At 57.7% G+C, this 19,735-nt stretch carries 16 protein-coding genes; 6 read left to right on the top strand and 10 right to left on the bottom strand.

Annotated elements, in window-relative coordinates:
- Nucleotides 1-4: 4 nt before the first annotated feature.
- Nucleotides 5-775 (bottom strand): EAL domain-containing protein, encoded by a 771-nt coding sequence (locus tag D0851_RS17850; RefSeq protein ID WP_205422234.1) that lies wholly within the window; start codon nt 773-775, stop codon nt 5-7.
- A 193-nt stretch (nt 776-968) separates the two neighbouring features.
- Between D0851_RS17850 and D0851_RS17845 the strand changes: the two genes are divergently transcribed.
- A complete protein-coding gene (locus tag D0851_RS17845) occupies nt 969-2,123 on the top strand; it encodes an isocitrate/isopropylmalate dehydrogenase family protein (protein ID WP_117619834.1) in 1,155 nt (384 codons plus the stop codon).
- A gap of 62 nt (nt 2,124-2,185) precedes the next feature.
- Here D0851_RS17845 and D0851_RS17840 read toward each other — a convergent pair whose 3' ends face one another.
- From D0851_RS17840 to D0851_RS17830, 3 genes are all read right to left on the bottom strand, one after another.
- The gene (locus D0851_RS17840) at nt 2,186-2,758 is read right to left on the bottom strand and encodes a DUF1439 domain-containing protein (RefSeq protein ID WP_117619833.1); all 573 of its coding nucleotides are present in this window, start codon (nt 2,756-2,758) and stop codon (nt 2,186-2,188) included.
- Between the two features lie 97 nt (nt 2,759-2,855).
- Nucleotides 2,856-3,047, bottom strand: a complete 192-nt coding sequence (locus D0851_RS17835) for a CPXCG motif-containing cysteine-rich protein (RefSeq protein ID WP_117619832.1) — start codon at nt 3,045-3,047, stop codon at nt 2,856-2,858.
- Between the two features lie 9 nt (nt 3,048-3,056).
- Complete coding sequence (locus D0851_RS17830; RefSeq protein ID WP_117619831.1) at nt 3,057-4,283, bottom strand: pyridoxal phosphate-dependent aminotransferase; 1,227 nt, start codon at nt 4,281-4,283, stop codon at nt 3,057-3,059.
- A 250-nt stretch (nt 4,284-4,533) separates the two neighbouring features.
- Between D0851_RS17830 and D0851_RS17825 the strand changes: the two genes are divergently transcribed.
- Entirely contained in the window at nt 4,534-5,517 is a 984-nt protein-coding gene (locus D0851_RS17825) for a D-2-hydroxyacid dehydrogenase (protein WP_117619830.1), read from the top strand.
- A gap of 59 nt (nt 5,518-5,576) precedes the next feature.
- Here the strand turns inward: D0851_RS17825 and D0851_RS17820 are convergent, their stop codons facing one another.
- The 4 genes from D0851_RS17820 to D0851_RS17805 all read right to left on the bottom strand — a co-directional run bounded on the left by D0851_RS17820 (nt 5,577) and on the right by D0851_RS17805 (nt 11,652).
- Nucleotides 5,577-6,242, bottom strand: coding sequence for a response regulator transcription factor (locus D0851_RS17820; RefSeq protein WP_117619829.1), 666 nt, complete (start codon nt 6,240-6,242; stop codon nt 5,577-5,579).
- A gap of 41 nt (nt 6,243-6,283) precedes the next feature.
- Nucleotides 6,284-8,233, bottom strand: coding sequence for an acetate--CoA ligase (gene acs, locus D0851_RS17815; protein ID WP_117619828.1), 1,950 nt, complete (start codon nt 8,231-8,233; stop codon nt 6,284-6,286).
- 311 nt (nt 8,234-8,544) lie between these two features.
- On the bottom strand, nt 8,545-10,080 hold the full coding sequence (locus D0851_RS17810; protein ID WP_117619827.1) for a fatty acyl-CoA reductase: 1,536 nt from the start codon (nt 10,078-10,080) through the stop codon (nt 8,545-8,547).
- A gap of 243 nt (nt 10,081-10,323) precedes the next feature.
- On the bottom strand, nt 10,324-11,652 hold the full coding sequence (locus D0851_RS17805) for a MinD/ParA family protein (protein ID WP_117620457.1): 1,329 nt from the start codon (nt 11,650-11,652) through the stop codon (nt 10,324-10,326).
- A gap of 202 nt (nt 11,653-11,854) precedes the next feature.
- Between D0851_RS17805 and D0851_RS17800 the strand changes: the two genes are divergently transcribed.
- The 4 genes from D0851_RS17800 (at nt 11,855) to D0851_RS17785 (ending at nt 17,988) form a co-directional block, all read left to right on the top strand.
- Nucleotides 11,855-13,840 (top strand): HDOD domain-containing protein, encoded by a 1,986-nt coding sequence (locus D0851_RS17800; RefSeq protein ID WP_117619826.1) that lies wholly within the window; start codon nt 11,855-11,857, stop codon nt 13,838-13,840.
- A 24-nt stretch (nt 13,841-13,864) separates the two neighbouring features.
- Nucleotides 13,865-16,042 (top strand): EAL domain-containing protein, encoded by a 2,178-nt coding sequence (locus D0851_RS17795; RefSeq protein WP_117619825.1) that lies wholly within the window; start codon nt 13,865-13,867, stop codon nt 16,040-16,042.
- A 233-nt stretch (nt 16,043-16,275) separates the two neighbouring features.
- The gene (locus D0851_RS17790) at nt 16,276-16,929 is read left to right on the top strand and encodes a class I SAM-dependent methyltransferase (protein ID WP_117619824.1); all 654 of its coding nucleotides are present in this window, start codon (nt 16,276-16,278) and stop codon (nt 16,927-16,929) included.
- A 51-nt stretch (nt 16,930-16,980) separates the two neighbouring features.
- A complete protein-coding gene (locus D0851_RS17785) occupies nt 16,981-17,988 on the top strand; it encodes a DUF2156 domain-containing protein (protein ID WP_117619823.1) in 1,008 nt (335 codons plus the stop codon).
- On the opposite strand, the gene murI is transcribed toward D0851_RS17785, so the two are convergent.
- Nucleotides 17,972-18,829 (bottom strand): glutamate racemase, encoded by an 858-nt coding sequence (murI, locus tag D0851_RS17780; protein ID WP_117619822.1) that lies wholly within the window; start codon nt 18,827-18,829, stop codon nt 17,972-17,974. The genes D0851_RS17785 and murI overlap by 17 nt on opposite strands.
- Nucleotides 18,826-19,641 (bottom strand): NAD(+) diphosphatase, encoded by an 816-nt coding sequence (gene nudC / locus D0851_RS17775; protein WP_117620456.1) that lies wholly within the window; start codon nt 19,639-19,641, stop codon nt 18,826-18,828. Before nudC ends, murI begins: the two co-directional genes overlap by 4 nt.
- Nucleotides 19,642-19,735 lie beyond the last annotated feature (94 nt).

Below are 19,735 nucleotides of genomic sequence, written 5' to 3'. Positions count from 1 at the left end.
GGACTCACACCGGAAACTCCGGCTCCGGAAGGCACTCAAAACCTGGCTTGGCAAACAGGTAGCCCTGATACAGGCTGATGCCCCGGGAGCGTAACCAGAAGTACTCTTCCCTGGTTTCAACGCCCTCGGCAATGATCTGGCCGCCCAACTGTCCCATCATGGTGATGATGCCTGCCACAATGGCCTGCTTGTTAGGCTCCTGGTGAATATTACGTATCAGCGCCATATCCAGTTTAAGAAGGTCCGGGGGACTCGCCATCATAATGTTGTAACGGGAAAAACCGGCACCAAAGTCATCAATGGCGGTGCTGAAACCCATCTCCTGGTAGGCCTCGATAATCGAAACCAGGTGGTCAACGGAGGTTGAGTTGAGCTGTTCGTCTTCGGTAAGTTCGAAAATGATCTTGCGCGTGTCGAAATCGTAGGTTTTTGCCGCCGCCAGCGTGGTGCGGATACAGTACTCGGCCCGGTAGACCGCGTTAGGCATGAAGTTGATACTGAGCATTGGCTCCATTTTCAGCTTAGCGGCAAGCTTCACGGCTTTTACGCGACACACCTGATCAAACGCGTAACGATTGCGTTCGTTTACCCTGGAAAGAACACTCATGGCGCCCTGCCCTTCAGGGCCCCGCACCAGAGCCTCGTAGGCAAAAACAGACGCGCTCAGCACATCGACAATCGGCTGGAACGCAAAGGTAAAGGAAAACTCCAGTCCCGCGCCACAGGCACACTGCTCACAATGAGACTCATCAAACAGTACGGCGGGCTGGTCCACTTCAACTCCTGAACTTCAAATCTGGCGATAGCGCTGCGTTAATAAGACGTATTTTCAATTCACTATAGCCTCGATCCCTTGCCTGGTAAAACCACTTTTGGTTAAAGCATGTGAAACGCTGGCATCCCCGGTTCACATGACTAAACTGGGGTGTGTTGCTTATACGAGTCTGTTTATAAAAGGAGTCTCCCGAATGGCCGAAACTACCCGAATCGCAGTCACCCCGGGCGATGGCATTGGCCCTGAAGTGGTGGCCGAGGCTGTGCGTTGCCTGGAAACCCTGCGCGCCAGGCACAGCCTTGCCATTGAGTGGACGCGATTCCCCTGGCCTTCCCATGCCTGGCATGAGGAGCACGGAGAATCCATGCCGCGGGATGCACTGGAACAGTTGCAACAATACGATGCCATTTTGCTGGGTGCCCTGGGCGACCCGGGCCCGATGGATGATCCGGACCGCTACCTGCTGCCCGACAGTATCTCCCTGGCGCCGCTGCTGGATATGCGCAAGGGCTTTGACCAATGGGTCTGCGAGCGTCCCGCGAGGCTGCTGCCCGGTGCCCGCCAGTATCTGGCCGATGAACGCGCCAGGGACATCGACATGCTGGTGATCCGGGAAAACTCCGAAGGGGAATACGTCAGCCAGGGTGGCCGCTTGCGCAAGGGCACTCCCGATGAAGTGGCGACCCAGATGGAGGTATTTACCCGCAAGGCCACCGACCGGATCATCCGGTATGGCTTTGAACAGGCCCGCAGCCGGGCCGCAGACCGGGTGAACGAAGGCCGGACCCGGACTTTCCGCACGCTGGATGGCCGCACCTGCGAAAGCCAGGTATGCCTGGTCACCAAGCGGAATGCCCTGCGCTATTGGGGCGACATGTATACGGAAGCCTTTGAAGAGATCAGCAGGGAATACCCGGATGTGGCGCCCCACCATGAGCTGGTGGATGCCGCCTGCATGAAGTTTGTGCAGAGCCCCTGGGCTTTCGATGTGGTGGTTGCCAGCAACCTGCAGGGCGATATTCTTACCGACCTGGCGGCCGTGCTTTCAGGTGGCATGGGCGTGGCGCCCTCGTGCAACCTGAACCCCACCGCCCCGGACATGCCCTCCATGTTCGAGCCCACACACGGCAGTGCCCCGGACATTGCCGGCCAGGGCCTGGCAGACCCGACCGCCATGCTGTTTACCACGGCCCGCATGCTTGAGTGGCTCGGCCGCAAAGACCCGGCAATTGCTGCCGCAGGCAAGGAGTTGTTCGATGCGGTTGCAGCAGATCTTGCGGACAACGCCGGAACCCGGCGGGGCACCCATGAGATAGGGGCGGCGATCTGCAAGCGCCTGTCTGGGTGAAGCCGTCCCCCTGATCAGGAAATCTGCATCTTCGTGGCCAGGTCGAGTACCTGGCCACGCACTTACTCGTCTGCCATAACAAACTCAAGCCGGCCCGGCGCCACCCGCACATCCACGGGCATCATACCGAACATTCTCTGGGCAAAATTGGCCTCGTCAAGACGATACACCGGCATGGTCTCCAGCATCTGGGCGACAAGCCGCATCACCGTGTCGGTAACCGGCTTCAGGTCACCTTTGAAAAATGGCGAATCAATGCTGCTTTCCAGCAACTGCAGCCGCCTGATGAAGATCGCTTTTTCCGTACTGTCGTAAACCGGAGCACCTTCCACCTTCAGGGCAATATCCACCGGCAACTTTGCCATCAGCGCATTCAGGGCCACCTGGCCCCGCAGGTCAATCACCGCCACATCCCGGCCATCCGGCCCCAGGGTAATGTCGGCGTCGTCCAGGCTCAGGCTCAGTGGCGAACCGCTGCTCAATTGCTGGCGGTCAAACTCACTCACCACGTCCTGAAGGTGCCTCTCCAGCTCGCCTTCGGAAATGGAGTAGGGTGACATGCTGGCGCAGCCGCTTGTCAGTGCCAGCGCCAGAATCAGAAGGGCCCAAAGACCTTTCAGGGGTGTTATCTTCATCAGGGTTTCTCCAGGGAATCTGACTGTATCCTGCGGCACAGGAGGAACCTGGGCAAGGCCGGCGGGTTAATAATTGGTCAGAAACAGCCCGGGCCGGTTATTCGTTCTCGGCCCGCGCATCTAGGTGAGGAGTCAGGTCTTCATCGAAGGCGACATGCAACAGAATCGGCCGGCAGCAGACCTGGCAGTCCTCGACATACTCCTGTTCAGGCACCGACGGGTCGACGCTGATATCCAGCGTCTCCCAGCAGTAGGGGCACTGAATGAGCACTGAGTCGAGGGCTGACATGGCATTACCTCAGAACTGTTGTTTTGCCATCCAGGGAATGATTCGATCAAACGCCTGCTCGAGTTTCTCGCAGGTGGTGGAGAAACTGATCCGCACGGCGTTAGTACATCCTTCCCCGAAGGCATCGCCCGGCACCAGACAGACGCCGGTTTCCTTGAGCATACGGAGGGCCAGATCCGAACCGTCCACATGGGGTGGCAGCTCGGGGAACGCAAAGAAGGCGCCGCCTGGCTTGTACCCGGTCATGTAGGGAGTCTGGTCAATCAGCTCAACCACCTTGTCGCGGCGCTCGCGGTAGATATTCACCATATCCCGCACACACTGCTGGTCACCGGTCAGCGCGGCCACACCCGCGAACTGGGACGGCGTATTGGCTACCGACGTGGTGAACATATGATACCGCCGCAATGACTTGATCGCTGCCTGGCTCGAAATCACCCAGCCGATCCGCAAACCCGCCATGCTGTAGGTTTTCGAGAAGCTGCTGATGCACATGATGTTGTCCAGGTCCATCGAGCAGTTGAGTACGCTGGCAAAGTCGTCGTCGTCAAAGATGAGATGATCGTAGACCTCATCCGCATAGACCTGAATGCCCCGATAGGCGCATTCTTCAAGAATGGTTTCCACCGTGCTGCGCGGGTAAACGGCCCCGGTCGGGTTGTTGGGGTTGTTCAGAATGAGAGCGAAAGTGCGCGAGCCCATGGCACGGATGACTTCGTCCGGATCCAACTGATGATTGTTCTCCGCCCGGGTTGGCACAAACTTCACCTCGCCGCCGTTCATCCGGATCAGAGGAGCGTACAGCAGGAACGACGGGTCCGTTACGATAAACTGCCGGCCCGGCGCGGAGGTCGCGGAAATGGCCAGGTACATGGCCTCCGTGGCGCCACTGGTGATCAGGATATTGTCCCGGGTCAGCTTCCGGTTGTACCGCTTGCCGTAGTAGTCACGCAGCGCCACCAGCAACTCCGGTAGTCCGGCATCCATGGTATAGCCGGTCTGACCTGCGTTCAGGGCATCAATGTAGGCATCAATAATATGCTTGGGTGTCGGCAGATCCGGCTGACCGATGGAAAGATGAATCACATCTTTCATGGTGGCCGCCATGTTCACCATGCGCCGGATGCCCGGTACCGGAACCGCCTGCATGGCAGGGTTCCAACTGGCCTTGGTCTTCCGGTACTTCACTCTGCGCGGTTTGGTCTGGCCGGTTTCTTGGTTGGCGGCTTCTGCCATACACACCTCCTGCAAGCGGGGCAAATGGAATCCACTCCTGCAGGTTAATCAGTATGGCGGGGCTCTACAAGACAAAACGTCATAAAGATGAGGTACGTGAAAGTACGGCCACCATAGCGATTGCAGCCAAATCACATGGCCAGCAAGTTGACCCGACAGAAGCCGCCGACCAGACTGTAGGTAACCTGTAGGTAACCCCTGGGGCATCACCGGTCAGACATCGTCATTCATCACAAAAGGCGGAGGCTCAATGACTCAGCAAAGCAAACCCGTTGTAACCGTTCTCACCGCGCCGGGAGAACAGGAACCGCCGGGAATGGAGGCACTCAGGGCCCGCGCGGATGTGCGTTTTGCCTGTGACGAACCAACCCTCCGGGATACCCTGCCCGGCACCGAAATCATGATGGTGACGGACTTCCGGACCGAAGCCCTGGCCGCCGCCTGGCACACAGCCGACAAGCTGAAATGGATCCATGCCACCAGTGCCGGCGTTGATGCCCTGATGTTCCCGGAGCTGATCAAGGGGAAGGTAACGGTTACCAATGCCCGCGGCATCTTCGACCGCACCATCGCCGAATACGTGCTCTGTACCATCCTGATGTTCGCCAAGGATTTTCCGAATTCCATCCGGCTTCAGATGAAACACCAATGGCAGCACCGGGATACGGAGCGGGCTGAAGGCAGGCAGGTTCTGGTGGTGGGCGCCGGCTCCATCGGCCGCCAGATCGGCCGGCTGGTGGGCGCCGCCGGTTTGAAGGCCCACGGTATTGCCCGCAAACCACGGCATGACGACCCGGATTTTGTTGCTGTGCACGGCAACGATGATCTTTTCGAACAGCTCGGCCACGCCGACTTTGTGGTGATTGCCGCCCCGCTGACACCTCAGACCGAAGGCCTGTTCGACGAAAAAGCCTTCAAGGCGATGAAAAAATCAGCCCGCCTGATCAACATCGGCCGTGGTCCGATCGTTAAAACTGACGATCTGGTCGCCGCACTGAGGAATGGCGACATCGCCGGAGCGGGGCTGGATGTGTTCGAGGAGGAGCCACTGGCGGAAGATCATCCCCTCTGGGACATGGAAAACGTCACCATGACAGCCCATATGGCCGGCGACTTCATCGGCTGGAAGCGGGCGCTGACCGATCAGTTCCTGGAGAACTTCGACCGCTGGCACAAGGGCGAGGAGCTGTTCAACCTGGTCGACAAGGAATTGGGGTACGCCGGGAGCAAGTAGAATGACAAAGGGGTCAGAACTTCGGTTCTGACCCCACATTTGGTCTGGCCTGTCGCGCCTCAGCTACCAGACAACGACTGATCCGACGGATCAATCTCCATCTGCTGAATCGCAATCACCGCCTGGGTCCGGTTGCGGACCCCAAGCTTCCGGAATACCGCCGTGATGTGCGCCTTGATGGTCGCCTCGGAAACATCCAGATCGTAGGCAATCTGTTTGTTCAGAAGCCCCTCGGCCAGCATACCCAGCACCCGGAACTGCTGAGGCGTCAGCGATGCCAGTTTTTCCGAAAAGTCTGTGGCATCGGAATGCATTCGCTCGATCTTGTCCGCCACACCTGCCGGCAACCAGACATCCCCTTCCAGGACGGCCTGGATGGCCTCAGTGATGGTGGGCAACGGCGCCGACTTCGGAATGAAGCCGGAGGCACCGTAGTCAATCGACCGGCGCATCACCTGCAATTCCTCGGAACCTGACACTACCACTACCGGCAGCCCCGGGTATTGCCCGCGCATGAACACGAGCCCCGAGAAGCCGTGGGCACCCGGCATATTGAGATCAAGCAAAACCAGATCTGCGTCCGGGTGCGAGTCTACCGCCGCCTGCAGCGCCTTGATGCTGTCGACTTCAACCGTCTCCGCATCCGGTACCGCCTGACTGACCGCCTGCTTCAATGCTGCGCGAAACAGTGGGTGATCATCAGCGACGATAATTGTTTGTGCCATTCAGCAGATTCCTCACAGATTTATGGCCTTGAACCAGACCTTTATTTGAATTCACGACTGCTAATGAGCTCGTCCACCACACCCGGGTCTGCCAGAGTGGATGTGTCACCCAGCTGATCGTGCTCGTTCGCAGCAATCTTACGCAAAATCCGGCGCATAATCTTGCCTGAACGGGTTTTTGGCAGCCCGGGTGCCCACTGAATCACATCCGGAGACGCAATCGGACCGATTTCCTTGCGCACCCACTGTACCAGCTCTTTCTTCAGTTCGTCAGAAGGCTCTTCACCCTGCACCAGGGTGACATAGACATAAATGCCCTGCCCCTTGATCTCGTGCGGGTAACCAACAACAGCCGCTTCAGCAACCTTGTCGTGGGAAACCAGTGCGCTCTCGACTTCCGCAGTACCCAGACGGTGGCCGGAAACGTTCAGAACATCGTCGACACGCCCGGTGATCCAGTAGTAGCCGTCTTCATCGCGACGGGCGCCGTCACCGGTGAAGTACATGCCCTTGTAGGTGCTGAAGTAGGTCTGGACGAAGCGCTCATGATCACCGTAGATGGTGCGCATCTGGCCCGGCCAGCTGTCCAGGATCACCAGGTTACCCTCGGTCTTGCCTTCCAGGATATTGCCATCGTTATCCACCAGGGCCGGCTGAACACCAAAGAACGGAACGGTGGCGGAGCCCGGTTTGAGGTCAGTGGCGCCAGGCAGCGGCGAAATCAGAATGCCGCCGGTCTCGGTCTGCCACCAGGTATCCACGATCGGGCACTTGCTGTTACCAATCACGCGGTGGTACCACTCCCAGGCTTCCGGGTTGATCGGCTCGCCCACGGAACCCAGCAGTTTCAGGCTATCGCGTTTGGTGCCGCTCATGCAGGACTCACCTTCCGCCATCAGGGCACGGATCGCGGTCGGGGCGGTATATAGAATGTTCACCTTATGCTTGTCGACGACCTGGCCCATGCGGGAACTGTCCGGGTAGTTGGGCACACCCTCAAACAGAACGGTAACGGCACCATTGGCCAGCGGGCCGTAAAGGATGTAACTGTGACCGGTAACCCAGCCAAAGTCAGCGGTACACCAGTAAACGTCGCCCTCGTGGTAATCGAACACGTACTCATGGGTCATGGACGTGTAGACCATGTAACCGCCAGTGGTATGCAGAACGCCCTTCGGCGCGCCGGTGGAGCCGGAGGTATACAGCATGAACAGCGGATCCTCGGCGTTCATGGGCTCCGGCGGGCAGTCGGCAGAAGCAGACTTCATCAGGTCTTCATAACGTTCGTCGCGCCCCTCGTTCCAGGGCACTTCGGAGTTACCGGTGCGGGTAACCACCACCACCTTCTCAACACTGGCAGCGTCTTCGTTCTTCAGGGCCGCATCCACGTTCTTCTTCAGCGGAATCTTGCGGCCGCCGCGAACACCCTCATCGGACGTGATCACGAAGCGGGATTTGCCGTTAACAATCCGGGCGCCCAGCGCTTCCGGAGAGAAACCGCCGAATACCACCGAGTGGATCGCCCCGATGCGGGCGCAGGCCAGCATGGCGACAGCCGTTTCCACAATCATTGGCATATAAATGGTCACAACGTCGCCCTTCTTCACGCCCAGACCTTTCAGGACGTTGGCAAACCTGCTCGTTTCTTCATGCAGTTCGCGGTAGGTGACATTGCGGGAGTCGGCAGGATCATCACCTTCAAAGATGATGGCTGTCTGGTCGCCACGCTTGTCCAGATGACGGTCCAGACAGTTGGCGGATGCGTTCAGCTGGCCATCTTCAAACCACTTGATGGACAGATTGTTGTAATCGTAGGTCGTGTTTTTCACCTTGGTGTAAGGCTTGATCCACTCAAGGCGTTTGCCGTGCTCACCCCAGAAGGTATCCGGGTCTTCAACTGACTGACGATACATTTCTTCATACTGTTCCCGGTTCAGAAGGGCCCGCTTGGCCACCTCCGGGCTAACCGGATATACCTGTTTATCAGTCATTGTGCTCCCCCTTTGTCAGAGTCTGTTGTCATTGTCGGTTTTGGAATTCTGAGCGCTGGGACCTTTCCGGCCCTCTATAGACGGATAGCCGTAGTTCAACATGTGTGCCACTACACAATGAATTAGACTAACGTCCTAATGCGCCTGAACTTTTGGCCAAAACCGACCGGTAAACCACATGAAAACAAGGGTTATTTGTACCGAACAAGAAGCTTCTTAAAGGATAGTTCTATCGGGACCAATCGCAAACTTGCGAGGAAAACAGGCAAGGTCAGACAACGGCCCGGCCCTGGCGACCGGGCCCAGGTTTTCTACGCCGCTTTCTTTCGGGCCTTGGCCGAACGAAGACTATAGACCTTACGCTCCTTCAGGGCATACCGGTTGAGCCCGGCAAGGTGGATCTTGCGCAGGTAAACTGCCCAGTCAATCTGGCGGGCATCCACCGGGAACAGCACTTTGTCCAGCTCACCCATGCGCGAAGCCAGGGCCAGCAAGTCATCATTGCGGAAGATGTAATCCGGTGCCGTGTAGAAACCGAAAATAGTTGCCAGGGAACGGGTGGTATCAAGGTTCCGAAGCACTTTCAATTCCCGGTTCTGGCCCAATAATTTCAACACCTTCCCGGCAATGCCAAGGGGAATGCGCACTCCGCCCACTACCGCATCAAAAAGCCTGCGATTCACGGCAATGAACGGCCTGGTCGGCTGCCGATAGAACAGCTGGTCATATTCCGCGTAATTTGCCCTGGCTTCCGCCATCAGGTGATCAATGAATTCGCCCAGGGAAACCGGGTTGCAGCTGCCACTGCAGCACTGGTAAACCCGGTGACGCGGGGACTCACCCATCGCCTCGGCGGCAGCCAGGATGATGGCGTTGGCCACCAGGTCAACGGGAATGACATCAATGACCCCGGAACGCTTGCCGGGAAACAGGGTGACCTTCTCTCGGGCATAGGCAAGGATAATGGCGTCTGCCACCTTTACACCTTCAATCCAGCCAGGCGCGGGCTCCTCAAGAGCACTCTCAATAATCGACGGGCGCACAATGGTCAACGCCCTTCCCGAAAGGGCTTTCAGCAAAAGCTGCTCACCCAGCCACTTGGTAAAGGTGTAGGTGTCGCTCCAGCCGTAGTGATTGGCTTCACGAATACCCAGGTCCACCAGTTTCTTTTCCAGCGTCTTTCCGGAATACCGTGACCGGACATCGGCAATCTTGTCTTCCAGCAACCGGACCAGCTCTTCAATCTCGTAGTAGCCTTCCGTGCTGCGAGGAATGGATTCGCCCGCGGGCTTGATGACCGATTCGGTAATCTGGCCGGCGTTCATTCCGTTCACGTAGCAGGTGGACACCTGAAGCACCGCCAAGGACTTGTTCTGCCGCGCCAGCTCGGCAACGTTTTCCAGGCACAGAGTGTTGACCGCCAGGGCCTTGTCCAGCTCTTCACGGAAGTTGACGCTGGCGGCCGAGTTGATCACGGCATCAATATCGCCGGCCAGCTTGCGGAAGCGATCGCCCGACAGACCGAATAATGGTTCGGTGACTTCACCGGTAACGCAATACACCCGATCCTCAATGAAGGATTCAAAAGCCTCCTGATCCTCCTGGCGAAGACGGTCAAATACCGACGATGTAGCAATCTCATCGAGAAAACGCCCCCGGGCATCCCGGTGGCGCTTGTTACCACGGATCAGCAGGTGAATGCCGCCGATATCGGGAACGGCGCGAATCAGCTTTTCCAGTACCACCTTGCCAAGAAATCCGGTGGTACCGGTAATCAGTACGTGCTTTCCGCGGAGCTGTTCGAGTGCTTTCGATGATGCCCCGGGATTCAGCTGCTGTGTTGCCATGGGAGAACTCCTTCTCTATTCAAATTCATCGCCGGCGCATACCTGCCGGCAGGGGAAAGTTTGCGAATCAGGTACAACAGAGCCATTGCATATTGCGGGCCACGATTCAGGTTTATGCTCAATAGATTCAGATTTATGCTCAATACTTGCACAACTTCGGTGACAGAGTGGTGACACACAGCAAAGTTACGCTACAAAAAGCGCTAATAAAATGACGGAAAAGGAGGTAGGTTTTTCTGCGTATCAGGAGCGGCCCTGATCATTGCCCGAGAGTGACCGCAGAAGCCGATCCAGGGAAATATCCGCGGGCTGCTCCTTCAACACGCGCACCAAACGATCCTGCTCTCCAAAGCTGATACGGTCATAAAAGGGCTCGCGCAGAACCGAAGAAGCAGGTTCCGGTTTCCTTGCTTCTCGTGGCGGGGGCGAAATCTGGTCAGCAAGCTCCCGCAGGTGTGTGGCCAGGTGGTTCTTACGCTCCGGATCGAGGTTTTCCCACGGAAAAGACCCCAGTCCAGTCTGGACGATTTCAATCGCATCGCTGTCCAATGCGCTCCCCAGGAGTGCAAAAAGCCGGGTAAATGCTTCATAACGCAGCATCGGGTCGACGGGCGCCTGGGCGAACACCGACTCCAGTTGGCTCACCGCACTCAGGCACTGCGTTTTAGCATCTGGAATTTCCTCTTCCGCCGTTTTTCCGGGCGCGGCAACCGGGGCAGGTGTAACGTCCGCCTCCCTGCGAGACACCTTGTGCCAGTATGCCGCGATACCGGCCTTTCGCCTGGGAAGCTGAGACAGTCGCACATTCAGCATATCCGCGAGGGTATGAAATTGACGGCAGGATGGGTCTGACACCGGCAGCAGTGCAACGGGCTTCTGGTTCAGAACCGACTGACGGAGAGTTTCGTCCCGCCATATTCCGCCCATATAATGCAGGGAAATCCCCAGATGGCGTTGTGCGGCTGCATCAAGGCGCTGAAACACGGAGCGGGCCTGACTGGCCCCCTGGGCCATGTTGACGAGAATACTCGGGATCCGGTTGTAGCCCCTGCGCCGAAGAACCTTGATCAGGGAGAAGGCGTCTGTCAGGGAAGCCGGATCCGGGGTTACCACCATGCAGGCCAGCTCCGTGGCCGCGATCATATGAAGCCCCGCCGCCTGAAGACCCGCCGCCGTATCGGTAATAACATAGTCGTACCGATTTTCGAGGTTGTACAGAGCCCGGAGAACGCGCAGGCTCTCAGCCGGCCCCATGTCCATACATTCCTGAACCCCGGAGGCCCCGGGAACAATGTGGAGACCGTAGTCGGTCTCGAGAATGATGTCCTCCAGCCGGCATTCCCCGGCCATGACGCTGGCAAGGGTTTTCCGGGGATACAGACCCACCATGATGCTGACATTGGCCAGATCCGTGTCACCGTCCAGAAGCAAAACCCGCTTATCCTGCCTCGCGAGGGTGAGAGCCAGATTCAGGGCGACGGAGGTTTTGCCCACCCCACCCTTCCCACCGGCAATGGCGATGGTCCGGGGTTGGTTCGGATTGTGTTTTACAGGTTCTCTGGCAGTCGTCACCGGCAATCTAGGTCCCTGATTTTACGGTTGCAGGCTATTTAACCTGTCAAAATTCTACACATATCACGAATCAGATAATATATTGCTTAAAAAAACAGCAACAAGTATTTAATAACGACGGTTTATTGTCTAAGCTCTTTCCGGTACAAGAGTGAACGATTCGTCAAATACCGATTTGTTACGTCGCACGGCAGATAGGCCTATGCAGATTGCGCCTGATTTACAGTTACCGAGCCTTCCGGAAGTAACCTTGCGGGCGCTGGATGCTTGTCATCGGGACGAAAGCTACCGGACCATCAGCGAGATTGTCTCCGCCGACACCGCTCTGGTCGCCCGCATACTCGCGCTAGCCAATTCCGCGCTTTACGGCCCTTCCACACCAATCCGGTCGGTGGATCAGGCGTTGCTGAGGCTGGGTACCCGGCGATTCCATACGCTCGTACTTACCGCTGCCCTGCGCCAGCTGCTGTTCGAACTCGGGGGTGACGAGTGGCAGCAACTCAGGGATTTCTGGCGGCACTCACTGACCACTGCGCTGACCGCACAGGCGCTTGCCACCCTCACCCGTTACCCGGAGCCGGACGAAGCGTTCATGCTGGGCATGCTTCACAACATCGGTGAACTGATCGCTATTAAAACGCCAGCAACCGAAACGAAGCAACACTATCTTGATCATCAATCCGATATTGCCGCCGAGCTTGTCTCTTCCTGGGGGCTGGGGCCGATGGCCGCCGATGCCATGCGATACCAGCAGGCCCTCCCTTCGGAGCTGCGGGATGCCGGCCACCTGGTGAAGCTGATCAGCCTGGCTAACCGGCTGGCGCTTTCCGATGCCGCCGGCATTGCGGCGGCAGGTACGGTATTCGGGCTGAATGAGGAGCTCACCCGCGAGATCAATCGCCGGATCGGACATGAAGTGTCCGGAATGGCAGCATCTCTTGGCATTCCCCTTGATGAGGAATACAACGGCGAAAGCGCGTCCAGGCAACTGAAGCAGACCATTCTGCGCCAGGCCATGGCCAGCCAGGCAATCAATCTTGCCGATGTAACCGGTGAAACCGAGGACATCCTTGCCGAAACGGTCAACAGCCTGACCCTGATTACCGGCCTGCCCGCCCTGTGCTTTGGCCATACCGGGGACAACCTGGTGCTTCTGTCCGGAACAATTGGCGATATCCCGGATCTGGCCGTGACCGCCAAACCGGGCGGCAGCGTACTGACCGAGGCCTTTGTTTCGGGAGTGCCCGTCAGCCTCGGTGAGCGTTCACCGACGGTGCTCGACAGGCAGCTGCTATCCTTGTTACACACCCCGTCGCTTTTGGCTGTCCCGGTCGTCAGTGGCGACGACTGTCCGGGAGTCTTTGCCCTGGGCACCGACAACGATCAATTGCCGACCACGCTGGAACTGGCAGACATTTTCACCCGCCAGCTGTCTTCTGTACTCGCAAACCGGCCACTCCCGGACAAAGAGGCCGGGACTGACGGTAAACGGCTGGACCAGGAAATAGCCCGTGACCGGCTACTCAGACAGGTCCATGAGGTCAGCAATCCCCTGACCATCATCCGGCAGTACATTTATCAGCTCAGAGGCCGGCTGGAGGATACCGACGTTCAGCAGGAACTGGACGTGATCCGGGATGAGCTGGACCGGGCCGGAAATCTTTTGCTGCAGATGAGTCACACGGACACTACGGATCACGATGCCGACGTCGTTGAACTGAATGCGGAGCTGGAAAGCCTCGCCCGGATTCTGGAAGACAGTCTGTTCAGCTCCGAAAGCCGTCAACTGACGCTGAAACTTTGCAACCAGCCAACGCTGGTTGCCGCCGGCACCACCCGGATTCGCCAGGTTGTGATCAATCTGATCCGCAATGCAGCCGAGAGTCTTCCGGATGAAGGTGGTATGGTAGAGGTCCGCACGTCTTGCCCGGTGTGGCAGAATCAGCGCACCTGGGTGGAAATGGAGATCACGGACACGGGCACCGGAATACCCGGTGAAATCAGGGACACCCTGTTTTCACCGGCAAGGACCACAAAAGGAGAGGGTCACAGCGGTTTGGGCCTGAGCATTGTGAAACAGCTTGTTGATGACATGGAGGGCATCATTGCTTGTCGCACGGGACAGGAAGGCACCACCTTCAGGATTCTGTTTCCCGCGGCCAGCCATAAAAAAAATGAGACCGACTGACGCAGAAACAACGGACACAGACCGATGGCACCTGAACTCACTGATCAGCCTTTCCGTGACGGGTTAACGGCACGGATACTGGTGGCAGATGACGAACCCCGCCTGCTGGACACCCTGGCTTCGCTGCTGCGCAGTCGTGGTTACGAGGTATCGGAAGCCCACGGTGGCAGGAAAGCCTGCGAATTGATCGACCGGCAGGGGTTCGACCTGGCGCTACTGGATCTGCGGATGCCGGAGGTGAACGGGTTTGATGTCATGGCCCACCTTGCCAACGGACAACCGGAATGCGGCGTGATCGTTGTCAGCGGCGAAAGTTCCTTCCGCTCAGTCAGCCGGGCGCTCCGGCGGGGCGCCCTGGACTATATCCGCAAGCCCTTTGACCCGGAGGAATTGCTGGCGACTGTCGAAAACGTCATCGGCAAAAAGTCCCTCCTCAAAGCCCACGAACACATCCAGCTCCGACTGGAAAAATCCGAAGCCCTGCACCGGTACATCGTCAACAGCTCCCCGGATATCGTCTTCATGCTCGACCAAAAAGGTCATTTCTGTTTTGTAAACAGCAAGGTGGAGAGTTTGCTGGGATATCAGCCATCGGAACTCTGTGGGCAGCATTTCCGGCATATCCTCGACGACCGGGATGTTACCCGGGGAACCATGGCCCTGAAGGGCCCCAATATCACCGCAGACACCCCGAGAACCCTGGAAGTCCGGCTGAAAACCCGTGGCAGCCGCCGGGCAACCCGCCACTTCGAGATCACTGCCTTCCCCATTGACCCGCAGACCTGGCCCCATTCCGGGACGACCCAGGGCGGTGGCAATGGCAACGGTGCTCAATATTACGGTACCGCCCGGGATGTGACCGAACGGAAAGAAGCTGAGGCGTTTATCAACTTCCAGGCATACCACGACCTGCTAACCCGCCTGCCAAACCGGGCCCTGTTCAAGGACCGCCTTGAACTGGCGATCACCCATGCCAAACGCGACGGCCAGAAACTGGCGGTGATGTTCCTTGACCTGGATCGTTTCAAGGTAATCAACGATACCCTGGGGCACGCCATGGGGGACCGTTTGCTGCAGGCAGTGACCCACAGGCTGGAAAAATGCCTGCGCAAGGGTGACACCCTGTCCCGGTTCGGTGGTGATGAATTCACTCTGTTGCTGCCATCCATCCACAACCATGAGGATGCGAGGCAAATTGCAAAAAAACTGATTGATGCACTGCGCGCGCCTTTCCAGCTGGGCGATCATGAGGTGTTTGTCGGCGTAAGCATTGGTATTTCCATCTTCCCGGACGCCGGCGAAACCATGGATCACCTGATCCAGAACGCCGATATTGCCATGTACCACGTGAAGGCCAAGGGCAAGGACAGCTATCGCTTCTATTCCGAAAGCATGAGCATCGACACCGCCAACCGTCTGAACCTGGAGAGGGATCTGCGCCAGGCGCTGGAGCGTGACGAATTGCGGGTTTTCTACCAGCCCCAGATGTGCTCGACCAGCAACCGGGTCGTTGGGCTTGAGGCACTGGTGCGTTGGCAGCACCCTGAACGGGGACTGCTCTACCCCCGGGATTTCCTGCCGCTGGCAGAGGAAACCAAGCTCATTGGCCAGCTCAGTGAGCGTGTTCTCGACCAGGCCTGCCAGGACGTCGGGCACTGGATTCGCTCAGGGCGCCCAGATCTCCGCCTGGCAGTCAACCTGTCTCCCATCCAGGTGGAGCACTCCCGGTTTGTGGAGACCCTGATGCAGCAGGTCGAGACTCACAACTTCCCTGCCGGCAACCTGGAGATTGAAATCACCGAAAACGTGATCATGAATGATCTGGAGCAGATCAGTCAGAAACTCCGGGAACTGGCCTCTTTCGGCGTGCGGATTGCGATTGATGACTTCGGCACTGGCTATTCCTCCCTGAACTACCTGCATCGCCTGCCCATCCATACCCTGAAGGTGGACCAGTCCTTCATAAAGGCCATTCGCAGCGGCGACGACGGCGCCTGCATCGTGAATGCCATAGTCGCCATGGCCCACGGTCTCAAGCTCGAGATTATTGCGGAAGGCGTGGAAACCGACGAACAACTTGAGTACCTCAGAAGTCTTGGCTGTCATCAGGTCCAGGGCTTCTTCTACGGGCCGGCACGGCCCGCGGCCGAGATTTCAAAAATCCTCGGAATCACCAAGGCCCGCGAAGCCTCGTTCGGATAGGCGATTATTTATTGTCGGACACTCAGATATAAAACCGCGATCTGGTTTGCAAAGTATTGCAGTACGTTACTTTGTGTATCCGGAAATGCGCATTACTGCACATATTTCTCCCACCCTGTTCTCTAAGCTCAAATCCATCAGGCGTTGACCACCGAAATGTCCGACAGTCTGTCGGGTCAAAAACGACAACAACGGTGGCGGCATCCAGGGAACAAGAACAGGCAGCAGTCATCATGCGCGACAAGTACAAGTACATTGGCCCCGTCTACGATTTTCTGAGCAACCTCTACAGCGGCAAGAACATACACCACTGCAAAACTGCCATGCTGGACGTTGAAACCGTCAAACCCGGAGACAGGATTCTGTTTGCCGGTGTTGGCCATGGCCGGGACGCCATTCGTGCAGCTGAACTGGGTGCGGACGTTACCGTGGTAGACCTGTCAGAAACCATGTTGCGCAAGTTTGGCGAAGCCCAGCAGAAGGAGGCCCCTCACCTGACTATCCGCCGTATCCACTGCGACATCATGAAGGTGGACGAGTTCGAGCAGTACGACATGGTGGTGGCCAACTTCTTCCTCAACGTCTTTGATGAAGACATGATGGTCCGGGTCCTGGAGCACCTCATTCGTCTTGGCAAGCCAGACGCCAGAGTGGTTGTCGGCGACTTTTGCTACCCCACCGGCAACATCCTCTCCCGGATGTTCAAGAAGCTTTACTGGTACATGGCCGTATTCATCTTCTGGCTGTTTGCCAATAACGCATTCCACAAGATCTACAACTACCCCGAGCACATGCAGCGCCTGGGTCTCCAGGTCACCGAGAAGAAGCATTTCAAGCTTCTGAATATGAACTGTTACTGGTCCATTCTCGGACGCAAGCAGGCCTGAGTAGCGTCGCTCAAGGATCGCCCAACAAAAAAATAATCGGGGAGCAGTAGCATGTCGGATCAGATACTCGCACTGGACAGAATCAGCACACTGGATAGCGGTTCGTTCACCTTCAGCGAACGGGTTGGTTATCTGAAGAAGTTCGGAACCCACTCCCAGTCCTTCTCGACGCTGCAGCCGGGCATGCAGTATTTTGATGTGCCGGGCATTGGCTATATCGCCTACATGCGGAAATGGGGCGGGACATTTGTCCTCTCGGACCCGGTTTGTGCGCCGGGCGATTTCGGTCGGCTGCTGGAGAGCTTTCATCGGCGCTTCCCGAACGCCAGTTACATTCAGGTATCAAAGCCGGTGGTGGATTTTCTGCATCTGCGCTTTGGTCTCTATGGCACCCAGTTCGGCAGCGAATCCCGAATCGATCTTGCCCGGTGGTCCCTCAGCGGGAAAAAGAAACAGGTGCTCAGAACCGCGCTGAACCAGGCGGAAAAAAATGGCATCACCGTCATGGAACGTTTCAGCGACGATCACACCCGGGAGATCTCCGAGGCCTGGATACGCACCCGCAAGTGTAAAAGCAATGAGATCCGCTTCCTGATCCGGCCCATGGAAATGGAATACCGGGAAAATGAACGGCATTTCTATGCCTATCAGGATGGCAAGGCAGTCGGCTTTATCTACTTTGATCCGATTTACCGCAACAACGAGATCATCAGCTATGTGCCCAATATTTCCCGGGCCAATGCCGACTTTCGCCAGGGCATTTTCTACACCCTGATGGCCCATGCCATAGGCGTTTTCAAGACCGAGGGCGTGCCCTATCTGGATCTGGGACTGATTCCCCTGTCGCTTGATCCGGCGACCGAACATCAAGAGAGCCGCCTGCTCAAACGCCTGCTGCACGGGCTCTATGAGAAAGGCAACTTCCTTTACAACTTCAAAGGGCTGGAGTTCACCAAGTCACGCTTTCGGGGCGACAGCTTCAAGACCTATTGCTGCCACAAACGGTCGATTCCGGCGCTGGAATTTCTCGCCATGTTCAAGCTCACCCGGCTTCTATAGCCACCGGGCGCTGGTCGGGCCAGTCTCCGCACACCCGCCGGGGAGACAGGCCCAGCCCGGACATGAAGCCGGCGATTCCTTCCGGGGACGGGCCGGAAAACAGGGCAGCAGTGACCGGCAAGTGTGCCGGCTCCGCAATGGATCTCTCGGCGACGGCAAGCTGGTCTGTCTGTTCCAGCAGCCAGGCTACCCGCCGAGCGATCGCCTCTCCCGAATCCACCCAGAACCGAACCGCCGGCAGGCTCCGCTTCAGGCTTTCCAGTAACAGGGGATAGTGGGTACAGCCCAGCACTACCGTATCCACCTCTGCGTCACGAAATGCCTCCATGGCATCTGCCAGTTCGCGGGCCGGCACCACACCGCCGGCAACCAGCTCTTCCGCCCAGCGCACCAGGCCGGGATGCCCGATACGCTCCACCCGGCAATCACCGGCAAATTCCTCGATCAGTCTGTCCAGATAGGGTCTGCGGACTGTGGCCGGCGTTGCAAGGAGCCCGATACGCCGGTTCCGGGTTTTCGCCGCCGCGGGCTTGATCGCTGGCACCACCCCCACAACCGGCACCGATGTTCTCCCACGCAGATGGGGCAATACCACGGTACTGGCCGTGTTACAGGCGACCACGATGACATCGGCGGGGTATTGCTCAAGGGCACGGGCAATCAGGGTGCAGCAGCGTTCAATCACTACCGGTTCCGACTTGTCGCCGTAAGGAAATCCAGCGTTGTCCGCCAGGTAGGTCAGGTCCGCGCCCGGCAGGTACCGGTGAATGCAGGCAGCAACACTCAGACCGCCGACACCGGAATCGAACACCAGAACCCTGGGCGGCGCCTGATCGTTCAAACCGGAATGCCTCCCCGGGAAATTTCCTTCTCCATAGCCCGGATCAGACGGCCTGAAATCGTGGTTTCCGGCGGCACCGGCGGTGTGTCACCCGGTAAAAACCAGTCGGCATCGGCGAGCTCGTCTTCCTGCAACACCAGGTTCCCTCCGGCGTAATCAGCGAAGAATCCAACCATCAACTGGTGCGGGAAGGGCCAGGGCTGCGACGCGTGGTACCGGATATTGGTCACATCCAGGCCGGTCTCCTCTTTCACCTCCCGGCAAACAGCCCCTTCCAGGCTCTCCCCCGGCTCAACAAATCCGGCGATCAGGCTGTAGAAGTGGCGTTTGACCCGTGACGACCTGGCCAGCAACAGGCGGTCATCCCGACGGATAACAACAATAACGCAGGGGGCGAGCCTCGGGTACCAGGGAATCCCGCAGGCTTCACACCATCTGGCACGCTCCCGGGCATGAAAACCGGTTTTCTCACCGCAGCGCCCACAATACTGGTGGTCACGCCACCACTGCCAGACCTGGAAACCGGTACTCAGCATATCCGCGGGGGCATCGTTCATCATCAGCAGGGCCTCCCTCAGGGGAATGATCTCCTGTTGTTCAACCGAGCTTTCCGGCAACTCGGTCACGAATACATCGCGACCGCCGAAGGTTCCCACAGAGACGGCATCGGACAGGACATCCCCGAACAGCGCGCTGTCCCGGGGATGCAGCCAACCGTTACCGGGCTTCACCACGCCCGATCCCGCAAGCGCCAGAATCAGGTCGTTCTGCTCCGGCGGTCTGTTTGTCCAGCCGGGTTTCCACTGAGTCATCGAGACCACCATCTGATGTGCTGCCTGAGTGATTATAAGACCAAACTGAAATGTACCACATTGCCTTGCTGGCCAAGAATGCAACCTCGGCTTT

The organism is Marinobacter sp. Arc7-DN-1, from assembly GCF_003441595.1.
Taxonomy (GTDB): domain Bacteria; phylum Pseudomonadota; class Gammaproteobacteria; order Pseudomonadales; family Oleiphilaceae; genus Marinobacter; species Marinobacter metalliresistant.
This window is presented reverse-complemented; position numbering and strand designations above follow the sequence as displayed.